This window comes from Streptomyces sp. NPDC107522, assembly GCF_055657525.1.
Genome location: NZ_JBVKAU010000002.1, coordinates 613,898 through 627,282 on the forward strand (window position 1 = coordinate 613,898; position 13,385 = coordinate 627,282).

16 protein-coding genes are annotated in these 13,385 nt (G+C 70.4%); 10 read left to right on the forward strand and 6 right to left on the reverse strand.

Annotated elements, in window-relative coordinates:
- Nucleotides 1–41 precede the first annotated feature (41 nt).
- The gene (locus ACZ7L6_RS08040; RefSeq protein ID WP_471921137.1) at nt 42–203 is read right to left on the reverse strand and encodes a hypothetical protein; all 162 of its coding nucleotides are present in this window, start codon (nt 201–203) and stop codon (nt 42–44) included.
- Nucleotides 204–409: 206 nt separating this feature from the next.
- Here ACZ7L6_RS08040 and ACZ7L6_RS08045 point away from each other — a divergent pair, with 206 nt between their 5' ends.
- The 3 genes from ACZ7L6_RS08045 (at nt 410) to ACZ7L6_RS08055 (ending at nt 2,888) form a co-directional block, all read left to right on the forward strand.
- Nucleotides 410–1,018 carry an SMI1/KNR4 family protein gene (locus ACZ7L6_RS08045; protein WP_471921138.1) on the forward strand — a complete coding sequence of 203 codons (609 nt, stop codon included), beginning with the start codon at nt 410–412 and terminating at the stop codon, nt 1,016–1,018.
- 328 nt (nt 1,019–1,346) lie between these two features.
- Nucleotides 1,347–2,471, forward strand: coding sequence for a PP2C family protein-serine/threonine phosphatase (locus ACZ7L6_RS08050; protein WP_471921139.1), 1,125 nt, complete (start codon nt 1,347–1,349; stop codon nt 2,469–2,471).
- Between the two features lie 39 nt (nt 2,472–2,510).
- The gene (locus ACZ7L6_RS08055) at nt 2,511–2,888 is read left to right on the forward strand and encodes a hypothetical protein (RefSeq protein ID WP_471921140.1); all 378 of its coding nucleotides are present in this window, start codon (nt 2,511–2,513) and stop codon (nt 2,886–2,888) included.
- A 165-nt stretch (nt 2,889–3,053) separates the two neighbouring features.
- On the opposite strand, the gene ACZ7L6_RS08060 is transcribed toward ACZ7L6_RS08055, so the two are convergent.
- On the reverse strand, nt 3,054–4,010 hold the full coding sequence (locus ACZ7L6_RS08060; RefSeq protein ID WP_471921141.1) for an AraC-like ligand-binding domain-containing protein: 957 nt from the start codon (nt 4,008–4,010) through the stop codon (nt 3,054–3,056).
- A 283-nt stretch (nt 4,011–4,293) separates the two neighbouring features.
- Here ACZ7L6_RS08060 and ACZ7L6_RS08065 point away from each other — a divergent pair, with 283 nt between their 5' ends.
- The 5 genes from ACZ7L6_RS08065 to ACZ7L6_RS08085 are packed head-to-tail and all read left to right on the forward strand — an operon-like array spanning nt 4,294 to nt 8,434.
- Entirely contained in the window at nt 4,294–5,697 is a 1,404-nt protein-coding gene (locus tag ACZ7L6_RS08065; RefSeq protein WP_471921142.1) for an ATP-binding protein, read from the forward strand.
- Nucleotides 5,694–6,107: a roadblock/LC7 domain-containing protein gene (locus ACZ7L6_RS08070; protein ID WP_471921143.1), complete on the forward strand. Its 414-nt coding sequence runs from the start codon at nt 5,694–5,696 to the stop codon at nt 6,105–6,107. Before ACZ7L6_RS08065 ends, ACZ7L6_RS08070 begins: the two co-directional genes overlap by 4 nt.
- Nucleotides 6,104–6,463, forward strand: a complete 360-nt coding sequence (locus ACZ7L6_RS08075) for a DUF742 domain-containing protein (protein ID WP_471921144.1) — start codon at nt 6,104–6,106, stop codon at nt 6,461–6,463. Before ACZ7L6_RS08070 ends, ACZ7L6_RS08075 begins: the two co-directional genes overlap by 4 nt.
- The gene (locus ACZ7L6_RS08080; RefSeq protein WP_471921145.1) at nt 6,441–7,079 is read left to right on the forward strand and encodes a GTP-binding protein; all 639 of its coding nucleotides are present in this window, start codon (nt 6,441–6,443) and stop codon (nt 7,077–7,079) included. The genes ACZ7L6_RS08075 and ACZ7L6_RS08080 overlap by 23 nt, the downstream gene beginning before the upstream one ends.
- A complete protein-coding gene (locus ACZ7L6_RS08085; protein ID WP_471921146.1) occupies nt 7,076–8,434 on the forward strand; it encodes a cytochrome P450 in 1,359 nt (452 codons plus the stop codon). Before ACZ7L6_RS08080 ends, ACZ7L6_RS08085 begins: the two co-directional genes overlap by 4 nt.
- Here ACZ7L6_RS08085 and ACZ7L6_RS08090 read toward each other — a convergent pair whose 3' ends face one another.
- On the reverse strand, nt 8,435–9,676 hold the full coding sequence (locus tag ACZ7L6_RS08090; protein WP_471921147.1) for a cytochrome P450 family protein: 1,242 nt from the start codon (nt 9,674–9,676) through the stop codon (nt 8,435–8,437). It abuts the gene before it with no gap.
- 208 nt (nt 9,677–9,884) lie between these two features.
- Between ACZ7L6_RS08090 and ACZ7L6_RS08095 the strand changes: the two genes are divergently transcribed.
- Entirely contained in the window at nt 9,885–10,307 is a 423-nt protein-coding gene (locus ACZ7L6_RS08095; RefSeq protein ID WP_471921148.1) for a hypothetical protein, read from the forward strand.
- A 521-nt stretch (nt 10,308–10,828) separates the two neighbouring features.
- Here the strand turns inward: ACZ7L6_RS08095 and ACZ7L6_RS08100 are convergent.
- Genes ACZ7L6_RS08100 through ACZ7L6_RS08110 form a run of 3 tightly spaced genes read right to left on the reverse strand, consistent with a single transcriptional unit; the run spans nt 10,829 to nt 12,382 of the window.
- Nucleotides 10,829–11,245 carry an arsenate reductase ArsC gene (locus ACZ7L6_RS08100; RefSeq protein ID WP_471921149.1) on the reverse strand — a complete coding sequence of 139 codons (417 nt, stop codon included), beginning with the start codon at nt 11,243–11,245 and terminating at the stop codon, nt 10,829–10,831.
- Between the two features lie 31 nt (nt 11,246–11,276).
- Nucleotides 11,277–12,011, reverse strand: coding sequence for an aquaporin (locus ACZ7L6_RS08105; RefSeq protein WP_471921150.1), 735 nt, complete (start codon nt 12,009–12,011; stop codon nt 11,277–11,279).
- Entirely contained in the window at nt 12,008–12,382 is a 375-nt protein-coding gene (locus ACZ7L6_RS08110; protein WP_471921151.1) for an ArsR/SmtB family transcription factor, read from the reverse strand. The genes ACZ7L6_RS08105 and ACZ7L6_RS08110 overlap by 4 nt, the downstream gene beginning before the upstream one ends.
- A 105-nt stretch (nt 12,383–12,487) precedes the next feature.
- On the opposite strand from ACZ7L6_RS08110, the gene arsM reads away from it, so the two are divergent.
- The gene (gene arsM, locus ACZ7L6_RS08115) at nt 12,488–13,381 is read left to right on the forward strand and encodes an arsenite methyltransferase (RefSeq protein ID WP_471921152.1); all 894 of its coding nucleotides are present in this window, start codon (nt 12,488–12,490) and stop codon (nt 13,379–13,381) included.
- The last annotated feature ends 4 nt before the right edge of the window (nt 13,382–13,385 follow it).

Here is a 13,385-nt window from a genome sequence, read left to right on the forward strand (position 1 = left end):
GCCTGAGCAGATCGCGTCCCATCACCGGCGCTTCAGCGGACTCAGCGTGCGAACGGCCCGCCCAGTCGCGAATACGACAGCTTCAGCGACGTCACGGAGTAGGCCTTCGAGCCCGTCGTCGTGATGCCCGAGCCGGAGCCCTTCAGCAGGTGGACGAGGCCCCAGCGGTCCTCGTGGCCCAGCTGTTCGTTGGTGTCGATCATGAGGTCTGCGCGGCCGTCGCGGGTGTAGTCGGTGAGCTTGAGGGAGGCGCCGAACTGGTCGTCGGTCTCCGGGGTGCCGGTGATGCCGGAGGCGTCCTGGGAGTAGGACTTGGCACCGGTACCGGACAGGCCGCCCGCGCGGCCGAGGAGGACAGTGACCGTGCCGGCGTTGCGCTTGGTGTTCCGACCAGTTCGAGCATCGGCACGTGGCTGTCGGGGAGGGCGTCGGCGATGATGCGGCGGTGGGTGACTTTGATGAGTTGATCGGCCGTGTTGCGGCCGCAGCTACAGGAAGTGAGTTGTTGCGGCCTCCGGTGACTGCAGCTGAGGTGACCAATGCCGAGCGGATGCTGGGCTTCAGGCTGCATCCCCTGCTCGCTGCCCTCTATCTGAGGGTGGGCAATGGGGGCTTTGGGCCTGATGACTCCGTGCTGCCTCTCTGCGGCGAGCCGGATTCGGATTTCGAGTCGTCGCTCGTGCGGGAGTACCTGGGCAGGATTCCGTCGGAAGGTACGACGACCTGGTGGTCCTGGCCCACGGGGGTCGTGCCGGTGCTGGACTGGGGCTGCGCGATGTTCGCGTGCGTGGACTGCCGCACGGAAGCGGGAACAGTTCTGCTCTTCGAACCCAACGCCATCAGAGGTCAGGACGTTTCCACGGCGTGGTTCGTCGAGGCAGCCAGTCTCACCGAGTGGCTGGAGACCTGGCTGGATGGGCGCGGCCGGTACGAAGAGGATGCCGTGGGCGGCCGCTTCGGCATGGGTGCATGGACAGACGCCTCCGCCCGGCTGTGGCCGGGAACGGGAACCTCATGACCGAGATCCACGGGGTGATCTTGTGACCTCGGCGCCGGGATGCTCGCGCAGCCAGGCGCCGAAGGCTTCGGCGTCCCGATCCGGCAGCGCGTCCACCCCCTGTGCGCCACGACGTGGACGAGAAGGGTTCCGTACCGTCGGCCCTTGCGGCGCGAAGGAGATCCCCGGGAGGAACGTTCCCGTAGCCGGCCTCTGACCTGCGGATTCACGCGATCGTGATCAGAATGCCGTAAGCGGTCACCTGCGCCCGTTGCATCCGGCCACCCCGCGCTGAAACCTGCACTGGTCAGGGGAGGTGCAAAGCGTCACGGGGGTGTATCCAGGTTTCATGGGCGCTCGAGGACTGCGCGGCAGTCATCGCCGATCACGGGAGCCGCATCTGGCTTTGCTGGCGGTACCGTTCGGGCTGATCGTCATCGTCGCGGTGGGCGACATCCTTGCTCCCGCCGAAGTGCACCTCGGCCCTTTCCTGGCCGCCGCTCCCGCCATCACCGCATCGTTCGCGGGCCCCTGGACCACCGGGTGCGTCGGAGCGGTCGCGGTGCTGGCCCAGGCCGTTGTGGCGATCGTGCGCACCAGCCTCGTCGACCTCAACCACAGCTTCCAGCTCACCGCGCTTGTTCTGATCTCGGTGTTCGTCACGCTGTTCGCCCACCGGCGCGAGCGACACGAGAGAGAACTGATGCAGTTGCGCTCTGTGGCGGAGGCTGCACAGCAGGTCGTCATACGACCGCTGCCGCACCGGATCGGCCCGCTGCGCATCGCCTCGGTCTACCTGGCCGCCGAGGCCGAGGCGCAGATCGGCGGTGACCTGTTCGCCGCGGCGCGTGCCAAGCAGGGGACCCGGTTCATCGTCGGTGACGTCCGGGGGAAGGGCCTGGAGGCGATCGGTGACGCCGCCCTCCTTCTCGGCGCCTTCCGCTCCGCCGCCCACCGGCAGGCCGACCTTGCCGCGCTGGTGGCCTATCTGGAAGGAACGGTCTCCTCGGACCTGGACGACCCGGCAGCGGCCCTGTCGGAACCCGGATCCCACAGCGAAGCCTTCATCACCGCCGCCGTCCTCGACATCCCGGACGACACACCGGTCCTGCACCTGATCAACTGCGGACACCCACCGCCTCTGCTGCTGCACAACGGACAGGTCATCTCGCTCGAGGTGAGCGATCCGGCCCCGCCCCTGGGCCTCACCGACTTCAGCGCCTCCCCCTTCGCCGCGAAGACCTTCCCGTTCGAGCCCGGCGACACTCTCTTGCTGTACACCGACGGCGTCATCGAGGCCCGCGACGGCTCGGGGGCCTTTTATCCGCTGCCCGAGCGTATGGGCGCCGTTCCCGAAGGCGAGCCTCAGGGACTCCTGCGTCATCTGCAGGAAGACCTCCTCGCCCATACGCCTGGAGGGCATCTGGGCGACGACGCTGCCATGGTGGCGATCGAACGCGATAGTCGCCGCTAGGGAAGGTCTCTGAGTTCGGTCCGTGAGATCGTCGTGCTCGTGATCGAGTTCTGGGTGATCGATAGCGACAGCCCTGTCCCTGTGTCGTCCGAGGTGGTGCTGGAGGCTCTTCGGTCTAGGATCGAGGGCGGGCAGCTTGAGACGTGGCTGACCAGTTCCTCCGGACGGTCGCTGGCCTTCGTGACGAATACCGAGCGGGCGATGGTGATGCTGCTCGAAGAAGAGGGCGATCCCGGTGAGCATGCCGTGGACCCGGGGGCTGAGGGATCGAGCGGCGGGTTCGTCCTCTCCAACGGGCAGGACGACGAGTATCCGAATGAGGACACCGTTCCCATCGGTGAGGCATTCGGGCTCGTGGAGCACATCGTTGGCACGGGCTCTTGGCCTGCGGATGCGCGTTGGGTGGTCGTTCGCTGACAGCGGCCCCCGTTTCGTGGCTGGCCAGCAACCGGCATGCGCCTGGTCAGGCCCGCTCGCCGGGGAGTGACTCCAGAGGGGCCTGCCGCGCTGGACGTTGGACTGTCCTCCTCGTTCCTTATTAAGCCGACGGCGAGCCCGCAGGCCGACCCGGTGGGCGTGGGATCAGCGGCCCTTGTGGCGCATCTCCCGGGGGCTCACCCCGAAGCGTCGGCGGAAGGCCGTGCTCAGGGCGCTGCCCGAGGAGAAGCCGGAGGCGTACGCCAGATCCGTGATCGTCATGTGCTCGCAGTCGGCGCACAGGAGACGCTCGCGGACCAGACGCAGGCGCTCCTCGCGGATCAGGTCGCGGGGCGTGGTGCCCGCGTGCTGGAGTGCGAGCTGTACCTGGCGCAGGGACCAGCCGAGGGCGCGGGCCATGGAGTTGCCGGAGAGGTCGGGATCGGCCGCGTGATCGCGCACGTAGCGGCGGACCACCGCCTCGACCTCGGTCAGATGCCCCGGTGCGTCGGGACGGTCGTCGCCGCAGGCGAGCATGCAGAGCAGTTCGACGACGCGATCGCAGACGGCGTCGAACTGCCGGGTGTCGAGGTGGTCGCGCTCCTCGTTCAGACTGCGCACCACGGAGTGCAGCACGCGGCCCAGCCCCTTGGTCAGATCGAGCCCGGTGGCCAGCGGCGCCTTCCGGTTCAGCGGGCCGTCGATCTCCTGCGCCGGGATCGACATGATGACCCCGCGCAGGGACGCGTCGTGAAGTATCTCGAAGGGCGCACCGAGTGTGATCAAGCTGCCCGTGCCCGGCGTCAGCCGCACCTCCTGGTCGTCCTGCCGCAGCTGCAGTTCGCCGGAGAGCGGGAAGAGCAGCCGGTAGTCGGGGTCCGGCATCTGGCGGATCAGGCCCGGCGTACGGGCGTACTCGATCTGGTCGCTGTCCCACGTGACGACCTGGTACGTGTCACTGCGCTGCCGGACCATCTCGCCGCGGAAGACCTCGGCACGGGCATACCTGTAGTCCATCCGGGTCTGGTACGCCGCGACGCGCTCACTCCACAGATCGGTCTGCTCGCGCGCTTCGACCTCGGCGGTCCTCGTCGTCTCCACGACATAGCTTCCCGTGGGCAACGTATCCCCTTCACTGCGACGTGTCCCGACGGCCGTGAGAGCAGCCCGGAACTCCCTTGTGCCCGCGGGCTGCCACTCGGCGCAGACTAGGGACCAGCAATCGGTTTCCGGAACTCGTCCCGGCCGCATTGGCCTACGCCAGGGGCAAGATCGTCGCGATCGGCCGGTCCCACGCACGCGCCTGCGTCCCACGACAACTTCTCTGCGCGCACGGACAAGTGGGCAAGCGGAGGCGGCACTACCGTCGTGCGCTCGTCGACCCGCCACCTGCTGTGAGGACTTGATGACGGAACGGATACCGGAGGCGGTGTTCTGGTGCCTGGCCGTGGCTCTGTTCGCCGTAGCCGTGCTGCTGCTGCGCGAACGCGGCATCAGCGCACGGCAGCGCAGACGGAACGCCGAGCTGAGGGACGGTCTGCGGGCGCGGGACGAGGAACTCCGGCACCTCGTCTCGGCCCGGCTGCCGGCCCTGGAGGACGCGCCCCGCGAGCAGGTCCCGGCCGTCGGTCTGCTCGACGACCGGCTCGCCGACACGGAGTTCGCGAAATGCCTCGACGCGGTCCTGGAGCGGTTCGCCGGCGCGGCCGAGTACGCCCGGTCGCGTGCCGACCAGTCGGCGAAGGCCGCCCTGAAGGCGTCGATGCGCTCCATCCAGGCCCTGGCCAACGAACAGCAGGTGTCCATCTCCGAGATGCAGGACCGGCACGACAACCCCGGCGTGCTGCGCGACCTGCTCGAAATCGACCACACCAACGCCCAGTTCGGCCGCCGCGCCCAGGCCATCGCCGTGCTGTGCGGCTCGTGGCCCGGCCGCCAGCGCGCCACCTCCGCGCTCGTCGAGGTCGTACGCGGCGCCACCTCCCGCATCCGCGACTACCGGCGCATCCGTATCAACGGCGAGGTCGACATCGCCGTGCGGAGCCGGGCGGTCGAACCGGTGGTGCTCGCGGTCGCCGAACTCCTAGACAACGCGGCACGTCACTCGCAACCGGGCACGACCGTCGAGGTCACCGTCCAGACGGTGCACAACGGCGCCTGCGTGGTGATCGACGACGCCGGAGTCGGCATGGACGGCCGGGCGGCCGAGCACGCCGCCGAACTGCTCGCCGGCGCAGACGCGGTCGACATCACCCGGCTCGGCGACCCGCCCCGCTTCGGCTTCGCCGTCATCGGGGCGCTCACCAATCGCTACGGGTTCAGCGTCTCCGTGGACACGCTCTCTCCGTACGGCGGTGTACGCGCCGTGGTGTTCCTGCCGAGCGCCCTGCTCACGCACCTGGACGCTGTCCAGGCGCCCGCGCCGTCCGCCGAACAGCCCGCACCCACCAACGCCGCGGTCCCAGCGCCCACGTCCGCCGCAGCGCCCGCGCACTCACCTGCGCACGTGGCCTCGTCCGGCACAACGCTCACCGCCGATCCGGTTGCCCCCGCACCCATCCCCGATCTCGATCCCGAACCCGAACCCGCTCCCGGACCCGCGGAGGCGACCACGCCAGGGGGCCTCCCCAGGCGCCGTCGCCGCTCCGCACGGCGACCGGCCGCGGAGCAGCCCGCACCGGCCGACGATGTCGGCGGCCGCTCGGCCGAGGAGAACGCCCGGCGCATGGGCGCCTTCGCACGCGGCACCCGCTCCGGCAGGGCCGCCCAGCACCCGCTCCACGACGACGAAGGGAACAGCCACGAATGACCGGGCCCACCAACAACACGTTGGGCTGGATGCTGGACGAGGTGCTGAAGGTCCCGCAGGCGCGGCACGCGATCCTGCTCTCCGCCGACGGCATGCTCCGCGCCTTCTCCAAGGACATCGACCGGGACGACGCCGAACGGCTGGCCGCGGGCCTGTCCGGCGTCCAGTCGATCAGCCGCAGCACGGCCGAGTTCTGCGGCACCCCGCACACCCCGTGGCGGCAGACCCTGATCGAGTTCGCGGACGGCTACGTCTTCCTGGTCGCCGCCGGCGAGGGCGCCTACCTCGCGGTCTCCACCGGCGCGGACGTCGACATGGAGGCGGTCACCTACCGTATGCACAAACTCGTCGACCGGCTCGGCAAGGAGCTGACCAGCCCCGCCCGGCAGGACACCGGCAGCCCGGCATGACCCCGCGGCGCCGCCCAGGAGACAGGCTGGTGCGGTCGTACGTCGTCACGGACGGCCGCGCCCACCCCACCCGCAACACCCTGGACCTGGTCACCCTGCTGATCGCGACCGGCGATCTGCCGCTGACCGGTCTCAACCCGGAAAAGCGCAGGCTCATGGAGCTGTGCCGGCCCGGGGCCCTGTCCGTCGCCGAGGTGGCCGGCCATCTGTCGCTGCCGGTGGGCGTGGCCAAAGTGCTGATCGCCGACCTCATGGACAGCGGCCACATCGTCACCCGCGCGCCGATTCCCGCCGCCCGGCCGACCGACGCCCGAATCCTCCAGGAGGTGCTCGATGGACTCCGCGCCCGCCTCTGACGGCGTCTACCTGCGGCCCAGTGTGCAGACGGCGGTCAAGCTGCTGATCGTGGGCCACTTCGCGGTCGGCAAGACCACGTTCGTCGGCACGCTCTCCGAGATCCGGCCCCTGCGCACCGAGGAGGTCATGACCGAGGCCGGCGCCCTCGTCGACGACCTGGCGGGCACGCGGGACAAGACGACCACCACGGTCGCCCTCGACTTCGGCCGGCTCACCCTCAACGACCGCCTGGTGCTCTACCTCTTCGGCACCCCGGGCCAGCAGCGCTTCACCCGGCTGTGGCAGGACATGACGCAGGGCGCGCTCGGCGCGCTCGTCCTCGCCGACACCCGCCGCCTCAGCCAGTCGTTCGAGGTCATGGGCCTGCTGGAGGAGCACGGACTGCCGTACGCGGTCGCCCTCAACCAGTTCCACGACGCTCCCGCGTACGAACTCGACGAGGTGCGCGAGGCCCTCGACCTGCTGCCCGAAACCCCCCTCGTGCGCTGCGACGCCCGCGACCGGGTCTCGTCCACGCGGGCCCTCATCCATCTCGCCGAGTACCTCCTGACCCTCTCCCACGCTCGGCCCCGCCCGAGCGGGGAGACCCCCGACGGCCACCTGGAGCACGCGTGACCTCCGCATCCCCCGTACCGTCTTCCCCGCCGCCGGGCTGCCCCGCGCACGAGTCCTTGTACGGGCCCGACTTCGCCGCCGATCCGGCCGCCGTGTACCGGCGGTTGCGTGACGTCGGCCCGATCGCGCCCGTCGAGCTGGCGCCCGGCGTGCGCGCCTCGCTCGTCGTCGGATACGACGCCGCCCTGCACGTGCTGCGCAGCACCGAGACGTTCTCCAAGGACCCCCGCCGCTGGAAAGACCTCGCCGACGGCACCGTCCCCCTGGACAGCCCGGTCGTGCCGATGATGATGTACCGGCCGAACGCGCTGTGGTCCGACGGCGCGGAACACCGCAGACTGCGCGGCGCGATCACCGACAGCCTGGCCCGGGTCGATCCCGCCACCCTGCGCGGCTACGTCGAGGCGAGCGCGGACACGCTCATCGACCGCATCGCCCCGGCCGGGCAGGCCGATCTGCTCGGCGAATACGCCCAGGTGCTTCCCCTGCTGGTCTTCAACCGCCTGTTCGGCTGCCCGGACGACTACGGTGAGCGGCTGGTGCGCGGGATGTCCGGGATCTTCGACGGAGTGGACGCCGAGAAGGCGAACGAACTCCTCGCGACGACGCTGCTCGACCTCGTCACGCTGAAGCGCCGGCGACCCGGGCCGGATGTGACGTCCTGGCTCATGGACCACGCCGCAGGGCTCACCGACGAGGAGATGGTGCACACCCTCGTCCTGCTGATGGGCGCGGGCACCGAGCCGCAGCAGAACCTGATCGCCAACAGCCTGCGACTGCTGCTGTCCGACGACCGGTTCGCGGGCAGCCTCTCGGGCGGCAGCCTGCCGGTGGAGGACGCCCTCGACGAGGTGCTGTGGACCGACCCGCCCATGGCCAACTACGCCGTGCACTACCCGGTCCACGACGTCGTCTACGAAGGGCTGGTGCTGCGCGCGGGGCATCCGCTGGTGGTCAGTCTCGCCGCGGCGAACACCGACCCGTCGCTGACGGTGGATCAGCGTGCGGGAAACCGCGCCCACTTGGCGTGGAGCGCGGGCCCGCACAACTGCCCGGCGCAGAGTCCGGCCCGGCTGATCGCGGCGGTGGCCGTGGAGAAGCTGCTCGACCGGCTTCCCGACGTCGAACTCGCCGTACCGGCCGGGGAATTGGCCTGGCGGCCGGGCCCCTTCCACCGTGCGCTGGCCGCACTGCCCGTGACGTTCCCGGCGGCCACCGTCACTCCGTCGGCCGCCGGTGACGAGCCGCCGACGGAGCGCACCCCGCCGACGCCGCCCCCACCCGCGGTGTCCGAGGCCGGCCCCGAGCGGCGCGGATGGGCCGCTCGGCTGCTGGCGTGGTGGCGCGGCGAGTGATCAGGACAGGCGCACCGGAAGGGAGCGGTGGCCGTTTGAGATGAAGGAGTCGACCGGCTCCGACTCGTCCTGGGACACCGCGAGTCGGAGGCCGGGGAAGCGGTCGAAGAGTGCCCGCAGCGCGATGCGGGCCTCGAGCCGCCCCAGCGGGGCGCCCAGGCAGAAGTGCACGCCGTGGCCGAAGGCCAGGTGCTCCTTGTCGACGCGGGTGACGTCGAAGCGGTCGGCGTCCTCGCCGTACTTCCCGGGGTGACGCCCGGCGGCCGCGTACGCGGCGAGGATGGCCTCGCCCTTGCCGATCACCATCCCGTCCGGGCCGCCGAACTCGCTCATCACGAGGTCCTCGACGGCGTACCGCAGCGGCAGGCTGGCGACGGGTGCCTCCACGCGCAGCGCCTCCTCGACCACGTCGTCCCAGGAGACGCGGCCGGAGCGGACGTGGGCGAGCTGGTCCGGATGCGTGAGCAGGAGGTGGCTGGCGTTGTCGATCAGGTTGACCGTGGTCTCGTGGCCGGCGCTGACCATCAGCACCAGGGTGTCGAGCAGCTCCTGCTCGCTCAGCCCGGAGTCGCCGTCGTCGCGCGCCGCGATGAGCGCCGAGGCCAGGTCGTCGCCCGGCGACCGTCGCTTGAGTGCCACGAGTTCGCCCAGCGCCGCGTAGAACCGTGCGTAGATGTCGGTGACTTCCTCCGGGGTGGCGGAGGTGTGGAAGACGCCGTCCACGACGGCCCGTAGCTCCGCCCCCTGCTCCTCGGGCAGGCCGAAGAGTTCGCTGATCACCTGAATCGGCAGCGGATAGCAGAACTCCTCGCGCAGATCGACGACTTGGCCGTGCCGTCCGGCCTGCTCCATACGGTCCAACAGCGCCGCGGCGATCTCCTCGATACGCGGCCGGAGCGCCGCGGTGCGGCGTGCGGTGAAAGCCTTGGAGACGAGAGCACGCAGCCGTTTGTGCTCGCCTCCGTAGGCGGTGAACATGTTCTGCACCGCGACCCAGGTGAACAGCGGCCATTCCGGGGCGATCTCGCCGTTGATCCACCGAGTCCAGTGCCGGCGCGGGTCCTTGGACACGCGTGGGTCGGTGAGCAGGCGCTTGAGGAGGTCGGGACTGCTGACGGCCCAGGCCTGGACGCCGTCGGGCAGTTCGACGAGGGTCACCGGTCCACGCTCGCGGATGCGGGCGGCCTCGCCGTGGATGTCGCGGCCGGTCGGGTCGATCACTAAGGGGCGGGGGTGTCCCATGGAAGTCTCCCTGGAGCTCGCACATCGATACGACCGGTAAAGCTACTTGGACGTAGCGTGTCCGGGCGAGAGCGGTGGGCGCACGCTGCGCACGGGGACAACTTCTTTGCGCCCGGGGGCAATTCGGCGGTGCGCTTGCGCCCTACGGTCGGGGTGTCGGATCGGAGAGCCGGTGAGTGGGATGACAGTCCGCAGGTCCCCGTGGTGGATGCAACCGGGAAGTGTCGAGGTGCGGATCGTGCCCGCGGGTGGGTGGTGGGACGCCGTACGCGTGCCGATCGCCCTCGGAGCCGACGCACTCCGGCACCTCGGCGACGAGACGGGAGCAGTGATCAGGGACGGCTTCAGCGGGCGCCTGTACTGGCTGGTTCCTCCCGGCTCCGCAGCCGACTGGGACCTCCCGCAGGTGCGCGTCCTCGGCCGGGGCTCCCACGTGGCGATCCCCCCGTTACACCGCGTCATGAGCCCCGGTCTGTGCTGGCAGATCCCTCCGACGCGGGACCGCGAGTGGACGAACACGCCCCGCCTGCACTCCGCCCTCCGCACGGCCCTCCTCGCCGAGAAGTCCCCCACCCTCCGAACACCCGCCCCGGCCGATCCTGAGCCCGGTCGGGGTGGGGCCCCCGGGTGACACCGCCGGGTGGTGCGGGGGCTGTCGTACGACAGCAGCGTCAACGGCAGTTCGGCGAGCCAGGACCGTGCGCATGCCGTGGCCGCGGGCGTCCCCACCCGCATGGCCGGCATCGCCCGGCAGGCCGGGGTGGACCGCACGTTCCTCTACCGCCACCGCGTCCTGCTCGCCCTGCTCCGTTCCGCTGAACTCGAGCCCGCCGCGCAGGATCCCGCGGGCGCCACGCCCGTCAGCCGGGCCTCACCCCAGGCACCGACGCGCAGGCACGCCCCCCCGGCCCGTCGCCCGCCTCCGGCAGTTGGAGAAGCGTCTGTCCAAGGCACTGGGGGAGTGGGTATGGCTCGAGTCGGGCCTCGTTGCCCTGCCGATGTCGAGGAATTCCAGCGGACGATCACGCGACTGGAACAGCAGACCGTTGACCTGACGGCGTCCCTGGAGGAGCGGGATGCCGAACTGGAGGCTGCCCGGGAAGCCAACCGGAAGTTGACCAGGGCCTTGAACCCGCGCGAGTGGCCGGGCCCTCAGCCGGGTGCCACTTCCGAGATCAGCGCCCGGACGCGGGTCTCGATCGCGTCGCGGATGGGGCGTACGGCCTCAACACCCTGCCCGGCCGGGTCGTCGAGATGCCAGTCGAGGTACCGCTTGCCGCGGAAGACGGGGCAGGTGTCGCCGCACCCCATGGTGATCACGACGTCGGATGCCTGGACGGCCTCCACCGTGAGGATCTTCGGGGTCTCGGCGGAAATGTCGATGCCGACCTCGCTCATCGCTTCGACCACGGCCGGGTTGACGGTGTCCGCGGGAGCCGAGCCGGCGGAGCGGACCTCAATGCGGTCGCCCGCGAAGTGCGTGAGGAAGGCGGCGGCCATCTGGGAGCGGCCGGCGTTGTGGACGCAGACGAACAGCACCGACGGACGCGGCGTGGCGGAAGAGCTCATGTGCAGGGGCTTTCTTGGGAGAACGGATCGGTCAGGAGACGGCGGGTTCCGGCTCGCCGTGCGGGACGACGACCTCATCCCGGACGGGAGCAGGGCGGCCGTAGACCACAACGACGGCCCCCAACCCGAGCACGGCTCCCAGCAACTGGGCAGCGATGAACGGGGCCACGGAGGCAGGGGCGATGCCGGCGAAGGTGTCGGTGAACGCCCGGCCGATGGTCACCGCCGGGTTCGCGAAGGACGTGGAGGAGGTGAACCAGTACGCGGCCCCGATGTAGGAGGCCACCGCAGCCGGGGCGAGCGCGGCGCGGCCGATCCGGTTGAGGCCGAAGATCAGCAGGATCAGCCCGGCCGTCGCGACGACCTCGCCCAGCAGCAGGTGACCGGCGGACCGGTCGTGGGCGGAGAACTTGACCAGCGGCTTGGCGAACATCGCGTCGGCCAGGATCGCCCCGCCGATGGCGCCGATGATCTGGGCGGGCGCGTACGCGGCGACGTCCCGCAGGGCCGGCCCATCCGGATCGCGGCGGCTGGTGAACCAGGCGGCGAGCGTGACGACCGGGTTGAAGTGCGCACCGGAGACCGGCCCGAAGAGCAGGATGAGCACGCCCAGGCCGAAGACCGTGGCGAGGGAGTTGGCGAGCAGCTGTACACCGACGTCGTTCGACAGCTCGGTGGCCTGGATGCCGGAGCCGACCACCACCGCCACCAGAAGCCCGGTCCCAACGGCTTCGGCGGCGACCCGGCGGGCGAGAGAGGCGCTCACGCGCCGGCTCCGGCGGGCTGCGCGGTGGACAGGAACGCGGCGAGCTTGTGCAGGACGCCGGGCAGCACCCAGTAGTAGACCCAGGTCCCGCGCCGCTCGCAGTCGATGAGCCCGGCCTGCCGCAGCAGCTTGAGGTGGTGGGAGATGGTGGGCTGGGACAGGTCGAAGGCCGGGGTCAGCTCGCACACGCAGACCTCGCCGCCCTCACCGCGCGCGGCGATCAACGACATCAGGCGCAGCCGGACCGGGTCGCCCAGGGCCTTGAAGACCTTCGCCAGGTCGGCCGCCTGGTCCTCGTCCAGCGGCGCCGCGGACAGGCCCGGGCAGCAGGCGGCGTCCTGGCCGATCACCTCAAGCTCTTGTTTCGACATGCCTCTATGTTGACGTTTTTCGATTCAAGGCGCAAGGTTGCATCAATGAACGTCAATACAGGCCGTTCCGGGCCAGTGCAGTAGCCCGTCACCTGGGAGTGAGTCATGAGCAAGCAGTCCACTGACCTGCGAGAGACCGTCCGTCGGCGGTACGCGGCGGCGGCCGTGAAGGTCACCGAGGGCGCCACAGCCTGTTGCGGGCCCGAGCCGGTCGAGGTCGACGAGAACTTCGGCTCCACGCTCTACGCTGCGGACGAGCGCGACGCGCTGCCCGCCGAGGCAGTCGCCGCCTCCCTCGGCTGCGGGAACCCCACAGCCGTCGCCGAACTGCGTGACGGCGAGCGTGTTCTCGACCTCGGCTCCGGGGGAGGTATCGACGTCCTGTTGTCGGGCCGCCGCGTCGGCCCTACCGGCAAGGCGTACGGGTTGGACATGACCGACGAGATGCTCGAACTCGCCCTGTCCAACGCAGAGAAGGCGGGCGCCACGAACGTCGAGTTCCTCAAGGGAACCATCGAGGCCGTCCCTCTGCCCGCGAACACCATCGACGTCGTGATCTCCAACTGTGTGATCAACCTGTCCACGGACAAGCCCGCCGTGTTTGCCGAGATGTTCCGGGTGCTGAAGCCCGGCGGCCGGATCGGCGTCTCCGACGTCGTCGCCGACGACACTCTTACCCCCGCCCAACGGGGCGAGCGCGGCGACCATGTCGGCTGCATAGCGGGCGCGCTGTCCTTCGCCGAGTACCGAGAGGGCCTTCAGGCCGCGGGGTTCGCCGACGTCGAGATCACCCCGACGCACACCGTCGCCGACGGAATGCACTCCGCCATCGTTCGCGCCGTCAAGCCGGTGGCCACTGACACCCTTCCCGGGGTGACGGAGTCGGCCGATGCCTGCTGTGGTGTGAAGGCCTGCTGTACCCCGGCCGAGGCGTCCGCCGATCCTGCCCTGACCGTCACCGAGGCCAAGAGCGCCTCCGGGTGCGGCTGTCAGGACTGACACG

What these genes read in the sequence shown, in the direction of transcription:
- ACZ7L6_RS08040 (WP_471921137.1), bottom strand. Translation starts at nt 203, where the DNA reads ATGATCGACACCAACGAACAGCTGGGCCACGAGGACCGCTGGGGCCTC.
- ACZ7L6_RS08050 (WP_471921139.1), top strand. Translation starts at nt 1,347, where the DNA reads ATGGGCGCTCGAGGACTGCGCGGCAGTCATCGCCGATCACGGGAGCCG.
- ACZ7L6_RS08065 (WP_471921142.1), top strand. Translation starts at nt 4,294, where the DNA reads ATGACGGAACGGATACCGGAGGCGGTGTTCTGGTGCCTGGCCGTGGCT.
- ACZ7L6_RS08070 (WP_471921143.1), top strand. Translation starts at nt 5,694, where the DNA reads ATGACCGGGCCCACCAACAACACGTTGGGCTGGATGCTGGACGAGGTG.
- ACZ7L6_RS08075 (WP_471921144.1), top strand. Translation starts at nt 6,104, where the DNA reads ATGACCCCGCGGCGCCGCCCAGGAGACAGGCTGGTGCGGTCGTACGTC.
- ACZ7L6_RS08080 (WP_471921145.1), top strand. Translation starts at nt 6,441, where the DNA reads ATGGACTCCGCGCCCGCCTCTGACGGCGTCTACCTGCGGCCCAGTGTG.
- ACZ7L6_RS08090 (WP_471921147.1), bottom strand. Translation starts at nt 9,676, where the DNA reads ATGGGACACCCCCGCCCCTTAGTGATCGACCCGACCGGCCGCGACATC.
- ACZ7L6_RS08095 (WP_471921148.1), top strand. Translation starts at nt 9,885, where the DNA reads ATGCAACCGGGAAGTGTCGAGGTGCGGATCGTGCCCGCGGGTGGGTGG.
- ACZ7L6_RS08100 (WP_471921149.1), bottom strand. Translation starts at nt 11,245, where the DNA reads ATGAGCTCTTCCGCCACGCCGCGTCCGTCGGTGCTGTTCGTCTGCGTC.
- ACZ7L6_RS08110 (WP_471921151.1), bottom strand. Translation starts at nt 12,382, where the DNA reads ATGTCGAAACAAGAGCTTGAGGTGATCGGCCAGGACGCCGCCTGCTGC.
- arsM (WP_471921152.1), top strand. Translation starts at nt 12,488, where the DNA reads ATGAGCAAGCAGTCCACTGACCTGCGAGAGACCGTCCGTCGGCGGTAC.